General features: G+C 42.3%; 12 protein-coding genes. 1 reads left to right on the top strand and 11 read right to left on the bottom strand.

The window, feature by feature from the left end; translation table 11 throughout:
- Positions 1-22: 22 nt before the first annotated feature.
- The 6 genes from VL121_RS01520 to VL121_RS01495 all read right to left on the bottom strand — a co-directional run bounded on the left by VL121_RS01520 (position 23) and on the right by VL121_RS01495 (position 13,440).
- Complete coding sequence (locus tag VL121_RS01520) at positions 23-988, bottom strand: N-acetylmuramoyl-L-alanine amidase (protein WP_325401429.1); 966 nt, start codon at positions 986-988, stop codon at positions 23-25.
- Between the two features lie 33 nt (positions 989-1,021).
- A complete protein-coding gene (locus VL121_RS01515) occupies positions 1,022-6,358 on the bottom strand; it encodes a CHAT domain-containing protein (protein WP_325401427.1) in 5,337 nt (1,778 codons plus the stop codon).
- A gap of 11 nt (positions 6,359-6,369) precedes the next feature.
- Positions 6,370-8,631: a hypothetical protein gene (locus VL121_RS01510; RefSeq protein ID WP_325401425.1), complete on the bottom strand. Its 2,262-nt coding sequence runs from the start codon at positions 8,629-8,631 to the stop codon at positions 6,370-6,372.
- Positions 8,628-9,707, bottom strand: coding sequence for a S8 family peptidase (locus VL121_RS01505; RefSeq protein ID WP_325401423.1), 1,080 nt, complete (start codon positions 9,705-9,707; stop codon positions 8,628-8,630). The genes VL121_RS01510 and VL121_RS01505 overlap by 4 nt, the downstream gene beginning before the upstream one ends.
- Entirely contained in the window at positions 9,707-11,080 is a 1,374-nt protein-coding gene (locus VL121_RS01500) for a hypothetical protein (RefSeq protein ID WP_325401421.1), read from the bottom strand. The genes VL121_RS01505 and VL121_RS01500 overlap by 1 nt, the downstream gene beginning before the upstream one ends.
- A 617-nt stretch (positions 11,081-11,697) precedes the next feature.
- Positions 11,698-13,440, bottom strand: a complete 1,743-nt coding sequence (locus VL121_RS01495; RefSeq protein WP_325401419.1) for a toll/interleukin-1 receptor domain-containing protein — start codon at positions 13,438-13,440, stop codon at positions 11,698-11,700.
- Positions 13,441-13,617: 177 nt separating this feature from the next.
- Between VL121_RS01495 and VL121_RS01490 the strand changes: the two genes are divergently transcribed.
- Entirely contained in the window at positions 13,618-13,827 is a 210-nt protein-coding gene (locus VL121_RS01490) for a hypothetical protein (protein ID WP_325401417.1), read from the top strand.
- 2 nt (positions 13,828-13,829) lie between these two features.
- On the opposite strand, the gene VL121_RS01485 is transcribed toward VL121_RS01490, so the two are convergent.
- The 5 genes from VL121_RS01485 to rsmA form a co-directional block, all read right to left on the bottom strand.
- Positions 13,830-14,903 carry a hypothetical protein gene (locus tag VL121_RS01485; RefSeq protein ID WP_325401415.1) on the bottom strand — a complete coding sequence of 358 codons (1,074 nt, stop codon included), beginning with the start codon at positions 14,901-14,903 and terminating at the stop codon, positions 13,830-13,832.
- 84 nt (positions 14,904-14,987) lie between these two features.
- Positions 14,988-15,395, bottom strand: a complete 408-nt coding sequence (locus VL121_RS01480; RefSeq protein ID WP_325401413.1) for an HIT family protein — start codon at positions 15,393-15,395, stop codon at positions 14,988-14,990.
- Between the two features lie 137 nt (positions 15,396-15,532).
- Positions 15,533-16,006 (bottom strand): transcription elongation factor GreA, encoded by a 474-nt coding sequence (gene greA, locus VL121_RS01475; protein ID WP_325401411.1) that lies wholly within the window; start codon positions 16,004-16,006, stop codon positions 15,533-15,535.
- A gap of 139 nt (positions 16,007-16,145) precedes the next feature.
- Positions 16,146-17,069, bottom strand: coding sequence for an NAD(P)-dependent oxidoreductase (locus tag VL121_RS01470; RefSeq protein WP_325401409.1), 924 nt, complete (start codon positions 17,067-17,069; stop codon positions 16,146-16,148).
- Positions 17,070-17,212: 143 nt separating this feature from the next.
- Entirely contained in the window at positions 17,213-17,965 is a 753-nt protein-coding gene (gene rsmA, locus VL121_RS01465) for a 16S rRNA (adenine(1518)-N(6)/adenine(1519)-N(6))-dimethyltransferase RsmA (protein ID WP_325401407.1), read from the bottom strand.
- Positions 17,966-17,970: the final 5 nt, after the last annotated feature.

The following is a 17,970-nucleotide window of genomic DNA, read 5'->3' as shown; positions in this document are numbered from 1 at the left end:
TTTTATGTATCCTGCTATTCATTCATTTATCCAAATGTGGTAATTCTTCATAAGGCTCATTTTCAAAAGACGCATCTATCGGCTCCGGCAATAAGGCGTCTAATTGTTCCTCCGAACGAAGGGGCATATCCGCGTCTCCGCGCATCCCCCTGGCTGCAGGCATATTTTCCGCTTTTATATATTGGGGTTCAAATACCGGCGCCTGTACATTAGTGATCACTTTATCCCAGTGGAATGCCGGGCCAATATCCCATTTACCCGTTGGCCGGTAATTGATATGCGATACAATACCCTTAAAAGAGAGTACCGCTTCCGTAGCCTGGTAGCGTTCCGGTTCCGGTAAAAAAACCCTGGGTATATTATACTGGGCAGTTAGATAACGAAGTAATATTACCACACTTTCCATTTGCTCATTGGTGTAGGCGGCGTAGTACGACTGACCGCGGAAAGGGCTGCCTGTTTTAAGCCAGGCTTGCTTTTCAGTTAACGAACAATACACATCAACAGGACCCTCCTGCCCTTCTGCATTTTTTTGCCTGGAATAATAAGTTTCCAAATTTCCGTTACGTTCGGTTAGATAACCGTAATTAGAAATTTCTATACCTATGGTGCATTTATCCTGCGCATTACCGGTATTGGTGTTGCCAATGCCCTTACCCAAATGACCAGACCAGTATTTTGAAGAAAACAACTGGTAAACAGTGCCATCCCGCCCAATTACAAAAGCTACCGAAACGTGATAATTATCTCTCGTTAATGCCGACAAATCGGAACGAAGCTGCCCGGCTGTGAAATGAAGTACTATTCTTTGCTTGGGATGTTCAACGGCATAGTAATATTTAGAGCGGTTTTTGGGCGTGGTAAGCATACCGTTTAAAATAATATCTTCTCCTTTAACCGGGATAGCTATTTTAGCTAACGTATATTCTCCGTTATTTCCGGTATGGAGCAGGTTTTCTTCGAGGTTAATAAGAGCAGTGAAACGCATACTTGTATATTTTTGAGGCACAAAATATTCAGTTTATTTCTCCAATTGCTGTTCCAGCTTTTTTAAGTTGTCTTTTAAAGTGCTCTTATGCGTAAGTATCCCCTGCAGGGCCTGCAAATGTTCCAGTTCGGTTTTTCTTTTTGCTGCCGATCCCGATTTTTTCCATACCCGCTTGTAACTTTCCAGCAGGTTGCTCCAGGCTTCTTTATCTGCTTTAGAACTCACCACTAACCGGCACAATGCAATATTAGCCCCGCTAACCAATTGCCAGTAATCCATACTTTGAAGCGACTTATTTGTGGTTGCCTGCAAACGGGTAAGGGTTTCCATAGCTTCCTCCCGCGAAATAAGATCGTAAGATTTTTTCATTGCGATATCTGCACCGGGTATGAATAAATTTTTACTTACCGTTACGGTTTCCTTCAGGCTCCAGGATTGCTTATCGTTTAACCGGATTACGGCTTCCATTTGGAACCAGTTGGTAACAGCATAAACCGAAGGTTGGGTTGCCTTTTGTGTGGCCATATAATAGTAAAAAGCGGAAACTTTGAGCGCCACTTTGCGCTGTAGTCCGGCAGTAATCATTGCCTTTCTTTTATAAGCGCTTCCCAACAGGCTATACCTTTCGGCGGTAGGGCTTATTGATAAAAGATAATTGAGACGTTCAATAATGGTATTAAGCTGCTCCACCCAATTTATTTTGCCTTGCACGGCCGGCGATAAATAATTGGATACACAAACCCTGGCACTAAGATTACAATATTTTTCGAGTGCCAGCACCGAAAACTGCGCGTTTTCCATCTTAAATAAATCCTCAAATTTTTTAATAGCGTTTTCATAATCTCCCATTTCTACATACGTGAAGGCCTCATTTTCGGCGGTACCGGAACTCTGTATATCCGCCTTTTTTATTGCGTCAGCAATCATCTGAACCTTTCGCAGCGCATACGGCACATCTGCAGCGCCGGTATCCAGATCACTGATGAGGTTGTTTAAATCAATTTCCGCTTCCTCTGCAATCAGGTATTCCGGAGCTGCTTTATCGCTAGCGGCAGATGCTTTAACCAGTTTGTAAAATGGATCGCCATAACATTGATAAGCGCCCCAGGTATTATTGGATAAATGATAATCTTCATAAATAGAAGCTCTTGCATTTTTAACCGCATCGCCAAAATTGCAACCCTCAAACATTTGCTCATAAAAAATTTTTGCAAAACTGGCAGCCGCCGCGTCATCTACCGCCCAACCGGCCGCTATTACCGCTTTTACACCCATTTCAATGAGCTGGGTGCCAATGTTGGCCGCCAGCTTATACCTGTTTTGATAATACTTTTCATCGGCGGCGTTTACTTTTCCCAGGTGGCAGCAGTTAACAAACACCAGTTCGGGTACCGTGCTCATTTGGGCAAAATCGGAAGTAGTTAAGTACAATCCATCTCCGATTACCATTCCGGATTGTTTGGGCGAGCCCGGTGTAAATACTCCATGGCCCGCCAGGTGAATAATTTTATACTCATCACAAAAAAGCTGCTTTACAATTTCACCTGCTGTTTTTTTAATAACGGTACTGTTTGCATACTCCCAGTCATTCATACAGGTTGCTACTGCTTTAGCTTCTTTCTCTGCCCCTGGCAACTGATTAATAAATCCGTTCAATACAGGATCACCAATAATTAAAGCCTTGTTGCGTGCTACGCGTTTAATATTCACCCTAAAATCAGCCGTTGACAATTGTCTTATCATGCCTGCATTTACACAGAGCGGTTTTGCATTCATGGCGCTATCCTGCAGGAGTTCCCAGGGGTATGATGCCGAACCTTTATCCAAAATCCAATTAATATTACCTTTTCGTTTTAACCTGTCTTTAAATTCATTGGGTATCATCAGCTCAAAAATTGTTTTTGCCGAACCGGCATCCCAGTTATTTTTGGTTGACATTTGCTCAATAAAAAGGTTGATCAACGCCGTGCTGCTGAACAGTTCCCTTTCTTCTTCACGGGCATCGCCGGTGGAAGCGCCAAACATCAAACTTTCAACAGCACCGCCCTGGTCTTTCCCTTCCTTTAATTTTACGCTTATCCGGTTCCACCAGGTATCCTCTGCATCTACGGGTAAGCGTTTCTTCTTTCCAAACAGGTTTTTAATTTTTCTGTTTCCGATTTTAATATTGAACAACTTATTTTCTTTATTCTGAATTTTACTCAGCGCATACATACAACTCAGCGCCCGGTCTTCATACAACTCCACAAACTCAATATATTCCACCGTTCTTATACTGTCTTTATACAAATCAGCTACTTTCAGATTTGCATTGTTCACGCCTTCAATAATCGCTTTCATTGAATTTTCAACAGATAAACCGCCATAACCACAACCAATAATTAAGGATGAAATGCCGATTTCATTTTTAAAAGAAGGGTGGTCTTCAATGCTGAGCAAATAATTAGCTACGCCCTGCTCCACCGTTTTAGTAAGTGTAAAAGCAGTGAGCGCTCCGGGTTCGCCCAACCCCACTATAATCGCTCCTTTAAAATCGTTGTCAATATTATTGTTAAAGAAGGTGTCGCTGGTTCCAATATCACCAGGATATATTTCAAGGTTATGTCTTGCAGAGAGTTTGTTACCAAGGTTTTTATCAATTGACCGTTCAGCATATAAAATACCATCATTTTTAAAATGCCCGGCTATTAAGGGATAGGACGCGTATTTAAGATCTCCATTGCTTACCGTAACGGCTACGGGTATACGGCTGGCTTGCGGGGTTGGTTCTTCAGTTAAGCCAAGCAATGCATTTTGAACACCTGCTTCAGACCGGTCAAAATTGGGGGGCAACTCCATCCTGAATTTTTTATGCTCACCTCTTACTGCCGGCCTGGTTGTACTTAGCTCATTGGTAACACCTCTTTCCAGTATATCTTCAATACCATCAAAGATCGCCGGCTCATTTGCCAGTGCGCCATGCGTAACATCAACATAATAAACGGATTTATTGTCAATCATTTTTTGCGGGATACCACTTTCCCAGGTAACACTCTGGTCGCCCTCTGCCGTACATAAAAAAACCAGTTCTACCCTGGGTGGTATCATGTCGGTATAGTAATCGCAGGGAGTGGCTTTATCCTTACCTGCTATATATACCATATTTGAATAATCAATGTTATCACGTGAGGTAAGAATATTGTTGCGGTAGGTTTCAAACTCTTTTAATACCGCATTGCCGGGTAAAGGCCAGGTTGTATCGCCAAAAGCATCTCTCATTTTTGTCCAGGTTTCTTCTTTGGCAAAATCTTTTCCTTCATCTGTAGTAAGGGGCAGCAAACTCAGTATACCGGGAAACTTTGAAAACATAGTAAGGAGTTCCTTTTTAGTATGCCTCTGGTCTACCGTACTCAATGTATTAATAATAGCATCATTACCAAACAATACCGCGGGAATGCGAAAAGAGCCGCCAAGCGGAGCGCCAAGGAATAATAACCTAAACCCCTTGGATGCGTTAAGTTGCTGCCATGTATCGGTATATTTCACAATAAAATCTCTTACCAGCACGCCGCCCATAGAGTGTCCAACTAATTTTATGGGTTGATTTAATTTCAACAATTCAATGATCTTTTCATTCAATGCTGCGGCACATTCATTTAATTGCTTTCTCCAGTCAAAAGGAAACACTACCACATCATAGGTACCCGACAACCGGACAGCTAATTTTTTATATGATGTTCGGATCAGCGAAGCAGCCGCTATACTTTCATCCTTCACATCTTCCAGTTTCATTAAGCCTCCCGTTAAAAATTGCCAGTAGTTAATCCAAACCCTGCTGCCGTTTCGCTTAAGGTTAGATCCCATGATGCCGGGAAGCAACACCACAACAGGTTTTTTACCAGATGGCGGATCGGAGGTCAACTCGCCATATTCTAATCCGCGTGCATCCCTGTCGCTGCCCGGCACTTCCAACTGCGGTATAGATGTAAAGCCGGGAACGGGCGATCCATCTACAGTTTTTAATGCCAGTAAAAGCGCCTCGCGTGTTTTGTTATTATTAAAATACGTGGTATGCGTTACCGTGGGACCCTGATCAAAAAAATACTGAATGTTATTGCTTCTGTTTGCGCCCAGGTACATAGAGTCTGTATTTACAACCATGTCGTTTCGCTGCCAAAAAAACAACCGGGTAACAATTGCCGCCAGTCCCTTTAAGCTCAGGCTTGTTTGGCTGTTACCGGAAATAACCGCGAGGGAGATATCATGAATGGCCGTTTCGGGTGACCTGTCGTTTAATATTTTAATAAAGGGTGAACCGGGGCTCATGGCTTCAATACCAGGCAGTACCTTTACATCGTCTTTTGTTTTTAATATCTCCCCAATGAGCGCCTTAAAACTTCCGGCAATTGGGTTCGCGTTTCCGCCGGTTAAGTTGAAAAAAATATTAAAGATATGCTCCATCCTTTTTGATGCAAGCTTTGTGCCGGCAGCCGGACAGGCCACCCGTACAAACTTTTTTACTTCAATACTTTTCTTTAAAAAAATATTGTTTAACGATTTTATATATCCAATATCAGCTTCCCGGTCCGCTTCCTTTTTAAGCAAATCAATATTACCAGCCGAAAAGCCCTTTTTGCCTTGATCAATATTTTTGTTGTAGCGGCATAAAATATCGCCAATCAATCCACCGCGGGAATGACTTACCATATGCAATACCGCATCATCGGGCAACTCCTTTACCAGCGCTACCGCGTTTTGCAACGGGCTTTCGGTTAGCGTTCGATGCTGAAAAGCAAGCACATTTTCACCATAAGTTGCCCTGATAAAGCGCCAGGTATCGGAGTCCATCAAGCCGCCATAAGCCCCTTTAGCGGAGGAATTGGTTCCATGAATAAACAGAAGAAAAGGTTTGGCGGAAGCCTTTTTATCGAATGGCAGTAAACCAAAATGCTCATCTAACTTAAAAAGCCCTTCCTTTGAGCCAAGCTGTTTGTCTTCTAATTTAGTAGCAAGCGCGATAACGCCATCGGATATCGCCTTCTTTGCAAAAATGCTAACTATTTTAATTGCAATATCCCCAATGATGCCTCTGTCGTTATTAACACTTTTGATTGCAGCCGGGAGTACAAATGAGTCTCCCGAACGGCTGGGATTTTCTGATTCCGGAAATAAATCGTGCAATGTAGCCGCATCGCAAATCCATACCGTATCATCTTCAAAAACAAATTCGGCCACTTTGTCTGCACCCATTTCAATATCATGCGCTTCCACATTGCCATCGCGGGTTGGTTTACCTATCGTATATTTTGCTTCAGGCTTCAAACCATCGCTTTCAATACCAGCAACGATTAATTCCTTTTCGCCAAATACTTTAATCCTGGATATTCTCATAATACTTGTTTTTATTTTCGTTTTTTTGTTGAATTAAGTAAATTAAAAAACGGAAGATCAACTGAAAGGAAGGCGTTAAATCTCCATTTTGGGTTCAGCACAACAGGCGTTCCCGCATCTGTATCAATTTTTGAAAGCCCTGGCCCATATTGCGCACCTAAGCCAAAAGCCAGTGGAATGTTTCCGCCAAAGCCATATACCAGGTAGCCGCCGGGTGAAAATAATTGTCCCAGCTTTATTTTATAATCCTTTGAAATAGCCGGCACTTTATCGCCGTTTGAGTTAATCACGCTATCTACTTTTAACTGGTAATCCACAATAGCACCCAGATCAATTAAGGAAGCGAACAGGCTAAGGGATCCGCATTGGCTGAAACCGTGGCTAAGGGAGATGCCTATGGGCGCCGATACACCCCACCTGTCTGTCCATGCATATCCGGCATTCATATCTTTTTTGCCGAACCGTAAAAACGCGCCGAGGTAAGATTGTACAGATAGATTCCAGCGGGCGTATTTTTTTATAGCCGAACTGCCCACAGGAAGTATGGCATTATCTAATGCTGCCTTTACATCTTCGGAGGTTTTGGCATCGGCCACATTGGCCATGAAGGTGCCGTATTTGGCTATTTTAGGAATAACAAGAGAAAGTTTTTTGTAAGGCTTTCCCGAATCGCCCTGGCTCCATTTTGTTTTTTCTTCTATATCCGTGAGTATACCTACCGCATCGGTAACAACCTGTGTGTAATCTTCTTTAAAGGTATGACGATACAGGTTATTTATTTTTCGTAATGTTTTAACGTAGTCGTATTCGGGCAAGCTAAAACTGTCGTTAAAATTGCGGGCTATTCCAAAACCATATTCCAGCATATCCAGGGAAGTGTTTACATAATTATAATAGTCATCCTTTGTAAGGGAAATACCACTATCCTTTTTTTGTTTTATTTCTTTATACGCACTGCTGGTTTGCTCGGCAAGGGTAATAAACCCGGATACTTTATTTTCCAGCACTATAGGATGATCTTTATATTTTGCCAACAGTGTTGTAAAATGCACTGCACTATCTCCTATCTTCCAGTATATATCTTCTTTGGCGGCAAGCTGGTAAATAAGTCCGAGGTATATTTTGAAAGTGATCGTGTCTTTTATTAATTCCTTTATTTCTTTGGCGCTTACCCAGGCCTGGCTGGAATCGAAATGAGATTCAATAATATTTTCTAAAATCCTCACCTTAACAGTACTTGTTTGTACCAGCTTATGTGCTATGGTGTCAATTTTAATTGAATCAATTTCTGCCTTTAAGAATACATCGCCCTTTTTTACTGTAACAAGTTTAGTATCAATTTTATCTCCTGCTTCCCTATTCTTGATAGTATCTATTTTTATCAATACTGTATCTACCTTTACATATTGAGTATCCATTTTCAGGTAAACCGTATCTATTATTGGGACTGTATCTACTTTAAAGACAGGCGTATCTGATATTAAGGAGATTTGAGGTCTTAAATATATTGTATCAACTTTTCTCAGGCTTTGTGAAAAAATATCCGCCAGTTTTACCGAACTGCCCCAGTTAATAAGCGAAGTATCCTTCCATTCGGGGAAAGCGGCAAAATCGGTGAACGCATCGGCGGGATGGGTAGCGCCGGAAATTATTTCCTGTGCCAGGCGCAGGGAGCGCAGCACAATTTTAACCTCGGGCACCTTCGCCAGCAACTGCTCATACCTGGGCAGGGCCAGCACATCATCAAGCGTATAGGCTATCTTACTAATATCTTCAAAAAAACTTACCCGCAGGGCAGGCAGCATTTCGGGATATTTATACGTTAGCAGGTTAACTAAATTGTCGGTTGTTTTTGGGAAGAGGATGCCGGCTTCCGGATTTTCTTCTACAAACTTTTTGAACCGGTTAAAAAAGGTGATCGTTAGTTCCTGTTTGGCCCGGTCAATCATCAGGCTTGCCAGGGCATTGGCGTATTTGGTAACATCGAGGCTGGATAAAAAATTGCCAGAGGACGATTTCAGCAGCGTTTGCTCTTCCACAGATTGGCCTGCTCCTTCAATAAACTCTTCGAGAAAAGGATTGGAAGTACCACTATTTATCAGATAAAAACTCTGGATTCTTTTCCAAATCAAATCATTTTCCGGACTTGAAGTAACCTGAAAAACACCATCGGCATTAAGCATTTTTTTCATGGCTAATGCGTCATTATATGCATTCTGGGAAAAAGATATATTGAATAAAAGTGTAAGCAGCAAAGCATTAAAATATTTCATAGTTGTAGTTTTTGATCCTTTATAGATGTATAGCTGAAGCTGCCTGCAATTTTTACTTCACTCCATTCAAGCAGCTTTCTTCTTATTTCTTTATACGTAAGCGTGTTGTCGTGCGCTTTCAGAATTGCCGCCAACCCGGCAATAAAAGGTGTTGCCATGCTTGTGCCGCTATCCGAAACATATATATCCGGCTTATCGGCTAAGCCGGCAGAGACGATATTGTCGCCGGGGAAACATATATCGGTGCTGTTGTACCTGAATGTATGATCAGAAATTTCGAGATTCGAGTTGAGCGCTCCCACCGAAATGCATTCATTATATTGCGCGGGGAACACTGCAAAGCCATTTCCGTTAACCTGGTTACCTATTGCCGCTACAATAACAACTCCCTTCCCTGCTAATGCAATTATTTCGTTTCTCAATTCTTCATCATCCGGCTTTATACCTGCAGAAATAGATATCACGTCTGATTGATCTCCCACCTCTTTCAAAGCTCTTAAAATGCTTTTTCTTGATAGTCCGCCACCAAAGGGTTGTTCCATTATTTTGCATACATTGATTGCTACGCCTTTAGCAACACCGGTAATACGCTTATTTCCTGACCCAAATAATATTCCTGCACAATGAGTTCCATGTCCATGAGTATCATGCGTAGTTTTCTTGTCATCGGGGGTAAGAGTTGCATCAAACCGTTTTACAATATTCAGTCCCTGTAAATCCGGATGGCGTTCATCAATGCCCGTGTCGAGTATGGATAGTCTTACCTGTTGCAACTTATCTGCCACCTGCGCCCTTAGTTCAGCAAAACCGAATCTCCGGCTCCAGAAATCCACATCGGTTTTTATCTCCCTTAATGAAAACAGGGCCCTCCCATCTTCCACTCCTCCACTCCATACATAACTTGCATCCGTTAGTTTATACCAAATGCTGTTTCCCCGGTGGGTTTCTCCAAAGCAGGGCTCAACGATGTCTATCGCATCTCCCGGTTTATAAAACAGGTCGTTCGGATTGTTACCTGGCTCCAGCGCAGGAAACCCGGTTCGTATATTCAGATATTGGGTAACAAGCGCTTTCATTATCCAACTCTTTCATTTGGTGAAACCGCATCCTGTACCGCTGTGCCTTTGGTTTTGGTGCTTTCTTTTACCGCTGTGCGCAGGCTTATTAATTTATTGAGTAAATCGAACCAAAAGGGAGCTCCCAGGGAAATGGCAAAAGCAGTGAGTAAAAAGCCTAAGAAATTGCTGGCCGGTAGCCTGAAAAAATAGGCCAATCTTTTACAGTAATCCAGTTTAATAATACCATCCCTGATTTTGCTGTCGCTGCAATTCAACCCGCCCGGGTCTACCTGGGGAATATAAATTACTTTCTTAAGCGTGCTGTCGTAATGTACCGTTACACTGTCTGCCGGCCATGCCCCAATGCCTAATACCGTATTGGCATTGGCAATATCCTGCTCCAGTTGCTTTTTAATGTTCTTAAGCGAATCCAAACTGTTGTTTCCATTTAACCGCGCAACCTGGTCAATCAGTTCCTTTTTTTTCGATTCAAGAGAAGTGGTATTTCGCAATAAGCTGTCTTTGGCGGTTTTGAGCGAATCCGTTGTTCCCATTTTTTCCGCATCCGCCATGCTCTTTTTTATACCTGAATCAATGGCATTTATTTGTACCCCCAGTGTTGTTACAGCTTTATTGATTTCAGGATTGCCGCCCGGTTGCTGTGTACCAGTGCTTTGTCCCTTTTCAATATAAGCCGTTGCCATTTGCACCAATTGTTCCCTGGCTTTATCATCGGTTGAAAGGGTGTTTATCATTTTAAAAGTATCCGCATTAAACAGCCAGGCCATTATAAACCCTATACAAAGCGTTATTACCCTTATTTTACGCTTATACCATTCAATGCTTTGCTCCATGGTTTGATTAAACCATTCTTCAAGTTTCCACCTGAACTTTGCTATATCGCCAAAAGAGTTGTCCCAAAGGCCTTTTACAAAGCGGGCCGTTGCCGGCGCAAAGGCCTTATTCAGGGCCGTGAGGTTAGGGTCATCTAATACGGCTTTATTGACCATTCCATCAATTTCCAGCAGGGAAAAAATGGTATCGGAAAAGGCGGAGGGTTTATATGCGGATGGCGTACCGAACACGCCACTGCTGCCCAGCTTAACTATTTTGGGATGCGCATAAAACGCGTTAACAAAGTCGCCCTTCGTTTTCTTAGCAAATTTTATCGAATCCATCAGGCGGGTGTCTTTTTTTTCATCTGCCTGTGGTATGGGAACGCCGGGTATATCAATATCTTCCAGCATGCGGCCAATGGCTTCCCTGAGGTTAAGGGCTTTTAGTTTAAAGGCGGTAGCGAATACTTCCGACAATACCGTTGCCAGTAAACTATACAGCAGGTATATAAAAACCAAACCAATGACTACATCCAATGCTACATTACTGAACATATATTATTTTTTATAGTTAACGATTTTGCGGCTATCTCTATAACATGACGCAGGTATAAATGACAGCATTTAAAATAAAAATTTTACACTTTGCAGGCGGGTACAATCCTATAATAAAGCAATCTTTAAAATGAGAGAAAATGAGAGAAAAAGCGTATTCCTTTGGGCGTGGAAATGGTACTGTAAGCTTTCGTAGAATATTAGCGTAATGTAAAAGCGTTTGCTGAAACCTGCAATACCCTATTGTTGGTATTTTAGGGTGTATTCCAAATTAGCCGAGCCGGCAGATCAGCAAAACGCTGGAATATACCCTGGCTTTTTTAGCCGCAGATACACAGATTAATCTGCGCATCTGCGGCATTTTCTGCATGGGTATATATAATTTTCGCCGGCTATAATTATTCAATTTATTGCATACACTTTCCCAACGCAATAAGCAGGAAAATCCGGAAACGATTTGATCTTTACAATTTTGAAACAGGTTTTGTGTAGGCCTGGAAGTTATAAGTATTCCTTAGAGTAGACCACTAATGTAAAAATAAAAAACCGGTTTTGCAATAGCTGAAGAAAGATAATTTTATGGAATAAAGATTTTTTGAAGTGACAGTATAACGCTTCTAATTTCTTATCGCTTCTAAAATTTTAGGAAAATTAACATTGATGTTTTTTGCCATAATATCAATACCCAGATCATTCTTCAGATGCGTTATAATATCCGGCAGTTTCAAACGAAGACTTTCGAGGCGGCTCCATTCGTCATCTATATCAGTTGAACGTAATGCATCGTCTGAGCGTGATTTTGCGAGTACTTTTATTGCTGTAATCCGCTGGCCAATTTTCCTATTGGCTTTTTCCGTAAAATCATCTTCCATAAAAGCAGTATCAAGGCAACAGGCAATAAATTTCTTTTCAGGAAAAAAGTCTTTTATAAACATAGCGTTTACTGTTTCTATCCCTACCCAACCCGATGTAAGACTGTTGGCAGAAACCACGGAAAGGATAGCATGTGACCGGAGAATACTTTTACTGATAAAATCTTTTATAGCCGTACCCGCCTGCATGGAAGCGGAATCGAGGATAACCTTTATTTTCTCCTGCTCCAGCTTATCTTTAAGCAAAACGGCCGTTACTTCATCTGCATGATTATAGGAAATAAACACCACGCAGTTTTCTGCTGCCTTTTTTTCCTGATCCCGGAGATCTTCGGCACTCTTCTCTACATATCCAAGCACCTGCTGGTTTTTGGGCGTAAGCTCCAATGCCTTCAGCCAGGTTTTATATTCTGCTAAAACCTTCACCTGGTCTTCCATTCGCATAGAACCATAATAATACTCATCCAGCCGGAATGCAGCTTCCACCAGTGCAGTCTGCGGCTGGTCGTTGCGCTGAATATTGGTTAAATTCAGCAAAATTTTGTGCAGGTAAAAATAAAGCCGGTCCCGCACAGCCGGATCCTTTATCTGATAGGCTTCATCCGGAGTGCTAAAAGTTTCTATGAGTTTCTTTTGCATGCATGTTTCCACATGTATCCGCAGCAGGTTAATCCGCAGATACCGAACTGTTTGATTGTATGTACGAAACTGCCCGGAAAGTAAGGGATTAGATTCTCCGGCTGCTGTAATAATCATCCATGTTTTCAGTTGATACTTTCTTCGTCCGATACTATATGGAATATGCGTACAGTACAACCCGATGCCTTCGTTACGGAGAAAGGGCATCTCTACCTTTTGCGCAAACAACTGATCGGGATTTATTTCACCGGCATGAAATTGCACTAAAAGCACGGGTTCACAGGGTTCTGCCTGGTGCCGTATATCTTTGGCATCGAAAGATTTTTTTCCCTTGGTTGTAGTCCAGTAATAGGCATCCCGTAATTTTTCTCCTGCTTCAATTAAAGGAAGGTAGGCTGATAACAGGTTGCCTACTTTTATTTTTACGGGACATAGCAGGTACTGTTCAATATGTTTAAAAAGATTAAAGGGAGACACCTCCCGGCCGGTTGCCTGCGCGGCTACCCCATTGCGCAGTTGATCATTGAAACCCACTTCAAATTTGGCCATGCACCGGCCATCCGACTGAAACCTGCGAAAAAGGATCCTGGCGTGATATGGATCACTGTATAAAGATTTGAAAAAATGCTCTTCCTTCAATCCGCAAAAATTTAATACGCTGCCCGCGTTGCAATATTTTTTTTCATCATCCCACGGGCCGAGGTATTTTTTATTTCTGCCTAAAATTTCTCCAAAGTAGCGCACCCGGTCATTACTGCCGGGTTCGGGCCATTTTGGTCTTTCCGTTTTATTGGGGTCCGCTTTAAAAAAGCGGTAATCAAACAACGGAAATTGTAATGTAATAAACATAAAATCAGGCTTATTAAAGTCGCCTTCTTAACCAGGTTTTCACCCCGGATAGACTAATTATGCCTTTCCTCGTAAGGTTGCTCACCTGCTTGCCGTTGTAGGCCCTATAAAGATAAAAAAGAATACAATTGATTACATTATTATAATTTTATGAAGAAATAAAAGCAATAAAAAAAGATGAACAAAGAAATAAAGCATCCGCTTGTAGCCACAACCTATGATGGCAAAAGAGCGGTTATCGTTAGTTCAACCCATCCACATAAAGATGAGATCGCTATTTGTATTGGAGCTAAATATACAACCGCGGGGTGGGCTATAAAATGGAAAGTTGATGGAACAAACGAAGCGTTTTTGACTTCCCGCGGAACGGAGATTAAGTGGTTATAAAATCACAGCGCAAGTGATTGAAGCAATTTTTCCGCTGCCGCTTTTACCTGCACCCAGTCTTTTTCCTGTTCTTCTTTTGAGAGAAGATCAAATGGTATAAATACGTCTCTCGTAATCCTGTCTAACCCCCTGAAGGGCTGGCCCGCTTTCCAGGTAGCATTGGCAAAACGTTCAAACAGCCTTTTGCTTTTTGCATCAAGGCTCTCGTTTACCATAGAATGCAGCACTACGGATGGCAATTTTTGCTGCGCTGTTGCTATGTAGCTCAGTCCGCATTCCAGCGCATAAAAACCGGCTATATTGGTAGCGATCTTTTCTTCTTTCGCGCTTTTGCTGATAGTGGCAGTATCTTCGCCGGGTTTTAAAAAAACAGGTGCCGCCTGTTGCTGTGCGGCATAATAGGCAGCTTCCATATGCTGTGCCATTTCCACTGCAAATGATTTGCTCTGCAGCAACGCTTTCAGCTTTTGCAACTGCTCCGCTTTTGGCGCCTCCTTCACATGCTGCATGGCTTCCATTAACTTATCTGCGGCGGCACATACCTGGTCATAATCTTTTTTTACTTCAGCCTCCGGTAACAACACAGACGAAATAAAATTATCTCTTGTAATCCGTTTCAAACTGCGAAAAGGCTGTCCCGCTTTCCATGTAGCATTGGCAAAGCGGTTCAGCAACAATACTTCAGACGAATCCAACTGGTTTGTCTTTATTTTATTCAGCCACTCCAGGGGCGTTCCGCCTTCCTGCTCCATTAATGCACCCATAGCACATTCCAGTGCATAAAAAGCCGCTATATTAGCTGCAATCTTTTCATCCGTTACACCTCTTTCTACCGTGCCGGATCTCTCATTTTCAGGTAAAAATGCCGGTGCCGGTTGATCCTTCGCCTTATAGTAAGCGGCTTCCTGGTTCTTTGCCATATTCAGCGCAAAGCTGCTGTCGCGGAGCAGGTTTGTTATTTGAGTAAGCTCTGCTGTAATTTGCTGCTGTTGTTGCATGTTGATTTTTGCATTGTTAGCACATGAGGTTAAATATAAGACCAGGAGGGCAGTGCTTAAAACAAAGAGACATTTCATTTGCCTGGTTTTAGTGAATCCTTAAAGTTACACTGATACTGACAAACGCTAATTTATTATAAAACAACAAAAACACGTATAGGTTTACTTATGCGATGAGCTGGTTAAGTTGGATAGAATTTTTTGTTGCGCATCCTTTAATTCCTCCGGTGACAATTTTAATTTGCCTCTTGTAAAATTAAGATCATCCATACTGTTGATGGGTACCAGGTGAATATGCGCATGCGGCACTTCCAAACCTACAACACTGATGCCGCACCGGTTGCAATGAAAGGAGCGTTCAATGGCTTTGGCAATGGGCTGCGCGAAAACGAGCAACTCACTTAAATAATCTTTGGGAAGATCAAAGAGATTATCCACTTCAATTTTAGGAATTACTAAAGTATGCCCCTTTACCAATGGAAAGATATCCAGGAAAGCATAGCACTTTTCATTCTCCGCAATTTTATAAGAAGGGATTTCTCCTGCAATGATTTTTGAAAAAATGGTCATACCGTAAAATTATACAAATAACGGCAATACAGGATTGCTTCATTAAAGTGTATCCTAATATTCTAACAAATGAGCTGGTATAAAAAAAGGCGGTGTCACCCGCCTCCTTCCTTTATGCAATTTGTGTAAATACCTGGTTAAATAGCAATCTCTTCTATTTTAAACTTCATTAAGCCTGCGGGCGCTCTCACTTCCGCCACTTCACCTACCTGTTTGCCTAAAATACCCTGGCCTATGGGAGAGGTAACAGATATTTTCCCTACTTTAAGATCGGCTTCCTTTTCGGAAACCACCTGGTAGGTTACGGTTTTTTTTGTATTGAGATTGGTTAAAGTTACTTTGGTAAGTATACTCACTTTACTAATATCAATACTTTCTATTTCAATAATACGTGCATTGGCAATTTCGCCATCCAGTTTGGCTATCCTGGCCTCCAGCATTCCCTGCGCCTCTTTGGCCGCGTCATACTCTGCATTTTCCTTCAAATCTCCTTTCTCACGGGCTTCCGCAATAGCCCTTGAAGCAGCAGGTCTGTCTACACTTCTCATCTTTTGCAGTTCGCTTTTCAGTTGTTCCAGTGTTTCGTGGGTAACATACATTACTTCACTCATGGCTGACTTCTTTTTAGTTATTAAAAATAAAAAAAATAACAACGCCTCAAACGATTGTCTGAAGCGTTGCCATCATGTATGGGGCAAAAATAGTAAAAAAATCATGCCAAACCAAGCAGCAGCCTGCAAATATTCAGTCTTACATGTTCAGCTTTTCTAATATCACTTTCGACATTTTAAAGAAAGCTTCATGACTGTAGCCTGCAATATGGGGCGTTAAAATTACATTGGGCTGCGCCGATAGCCAGTTCAATTGTTCTTTTTCCTCCGCGGTATATGTATCTAACTTTTCATTTTCCAGCACATCCAATCCTGCTCCCGCTATTTTGCCGGTTTTCAGGGCATTAATAACCGCCCCGGTATTGTGTACTTTTCCGCGGCAGGCGTTCAAAAACCAGGGCTTTTTCTGAAGGGAGGAAAAGAAGGCCTCATCGGCCATATGAAAGGTTTCATCTGTTAAGGGCACATGCATACTTATTACATCGGCATACCGTGCTATTTGCTCCGGGCCGGCTTCATGAATTTTACCGCCGGCAAAACCAAATTTATATTTATCGTAGGCCAGTATTTCCACATCAAAGGAAGATAATAGTTTGGCAAAAGCACCCCCGGCGTTGCCAAAACCAATGATACCCACCGTTTTGCCGGTAAGCTCCGTTCCCCTGTTGGGGTCTCTTATCCATTTGCCCTCCGCTACTTCCTGCCTGCTGCTGCAAATTTTATTCATCAAACCCAGCAGTACGCCCAAAACGTGCTCGCCCACCGCGTTACGGTTTCCTTCCGGGCTGCTTTCGCATTGTATACCCCTGCTTTCGGCATAGGCCACATCTATCAGCTCCATGCCGCTGCCCAAACGGCCGATCCATTTTAAATGTGGCGCTTTATCCAATATAGCCCTGTCAATTTTAAGACGCGTGGTAACAATTAAACCTTCAACATCTTTGATCTCATCACTTAACTCCTGGTAAGTGATCTGCGGGGAATAAACTACTGTATAATTTTTTTGTTGCAGGGTATCTAACAGGTACTGATGTACTTTTGCGGTAACGATTACCTTTCTCATATTTATATTGTGAATTATCAATAGTGAATAGTGAATGCCGGGGTAAGAGGTGAAAAGTGAGAAGAGAAGATTGCAGGTTACAAGTTGCATGTTGCAGGAAATTCCCTCACACCTGACAACCGCCCACTTACCACTTACCCCCTTCATTTCATCATATCTCCCAGCGCCACAAAATCGGCCACGCTTAACTGCTCGGCCCTTTTGTCAAAAATCGGTTTTTTCAGCGTTTCTTCATCAAACAAATTCCTAACGGCATTGCGCAGGGTTTTGCGTCTTTGATTGAACGCGGTTTTTACCAATAAAAAAAAATGTTTTTCATTATGGATTTGCAGTGGTTCAGCTTTTGGCGTTAAGCGAATAACAGCGCTCTTTACTTTGGGCGGCGGCGTAAAACACTGTTCATGCACTTCAAATAAATAGTCCACCTCAAAAAAAGCCTGCACCAGCACACTGAGAATTCCATATACCTTATTACCCGGTTTTGAGGCTATACGCTGTGCCACCTCTTTCTGAAACATGCCCAGCATTCCTTCCACATCTTTTTTCCAGTCTAATATTTTAAAAAGAATTTGCGAAGATATATTATAAGGGAAATTGCCCACAACAGTAAACTTCCCCTCAAAAGGCTGGTAGGCATCCAGTATACTTTGATGGATAACTTTCCCTTTTATTTCGGGCCAGGTATTTTCAAGAAAGCGGATCTTTTCTTCATCCAGCTCAATAGCTTTAAATGCCACGCCGGGTAAATGAATGAGGTGCCTGGTAAGCGCCCCGCCGCCGGGGCCTACTTCCAGCAACTGCAGGAAGGACCGTTCCCGCAATGCGGCTATGATCCGGAGCACCATATTTTCATCGCGCAGAAAATGCTGTCCTAATGATTTCTTTAATGTATACATTGAAA

The organism is Agriterribacter sp. (assembly GCF_035497235.1).
Lineage (GTDB): Bacteria > Bacteroidota > Bacteroidia > Chitinophagales > Chitinophagaceae > Agriterribacter.
Note: the sequence above shows the minus strand (reverse complement) of the source record. Positions and strands in the feature narration are given on the sequence as shown.

What these genes read in the sequence shown, in the direction of transcription:
- VL121_RS01500 (WP_325401421.1), bottom strand. Translation starts at nt 11,080, where the DNA reads ATGTTCAGTAATGTAGCATTGGATGTAGTCATTGGTTTGGTTTTTATA.
- VL121_RS01470 (WP_325401409.1), bottom strand. Translation starts at nt 17,069, where the DNA reads ATGAGAAAGGTAATCGTTACCGCAAAAGTACATCAGTACCTGTTAGAT.
- VL121_RS01495 (WP_325401419.1), bottom strand. Translation starts at nt 13,440, where the DNA reads ATGTTTATTACATTACAATTTCCGTTGTTTGATTACCGCTTTTTTAAA.
- greA (WP_325401411.1), bottom strand. Translation starts at nt 16,006, where the DNA reads ATGAGTGAAGTAATGTATGTTACCCACGAAACACTGGAACAACTGAAA.
- VL121_RS01515 (WP_325401427.1), bottom strand. Translation starts at nt 6,358, where the DNA reads ATGAGAATATCCAGGATTAAAGTATTTGGCGAAAAGGAATTAATCGTT.
- VL121_RS01505 (WP_325401423.1), bottom strand. Translation starts at nt 9,707, where the DNA reads ATGAAAGCGCTTGTTACCCAATATCTGAATATACGAACCGGGTTTCCT.
- VL121_RS01510 (WP_325401425.1), bottom strand. Translation starts at nt 8,631, where the DNA reads ATGAAATATTTTAATGCTTTGCTGCTTACACTTTTATTCAATATATCT.
- VL121_RS01490 (WP_325401417.1), top strand. Translation starts at nt 13,618, where the DNA reads ATGAACAAAGAAATAAAGCATCCGCTTGTAGCCACAACCTATGATGGC.
- rsmA (WP_325401407.1), bottom strand. Translation starts at nt 17,965, where the DNA reads ATGTATACATTAAAGAAATCATTAGGACAGCATTTTCTGCGCGATGAA.
- VL121_RS01485 (WP_325401415.1), bottom strand. Translation starts at nt 14,903, where the DNA reads ATGAAATGTCTCTTTGTTTTAAGCACTGCCCTCCTGGTCTTATATTTA.
- VL121_RS01480 (WP_325401413.1), bottom strand. Translation starts at nt 15,395, where the DNA reads ATGACCATTTTTTCAAAAATCATTGCAGGAGAAATCCCTTCTTATAAA.
- VL121_RS01520 (WP_325401429.1), bottom strand. Translation starts at nt 988, where the DNA reads ATGCGTTTCACTGCTCTTATTAACCTCGAAGAAAACCTGCTCCATACC.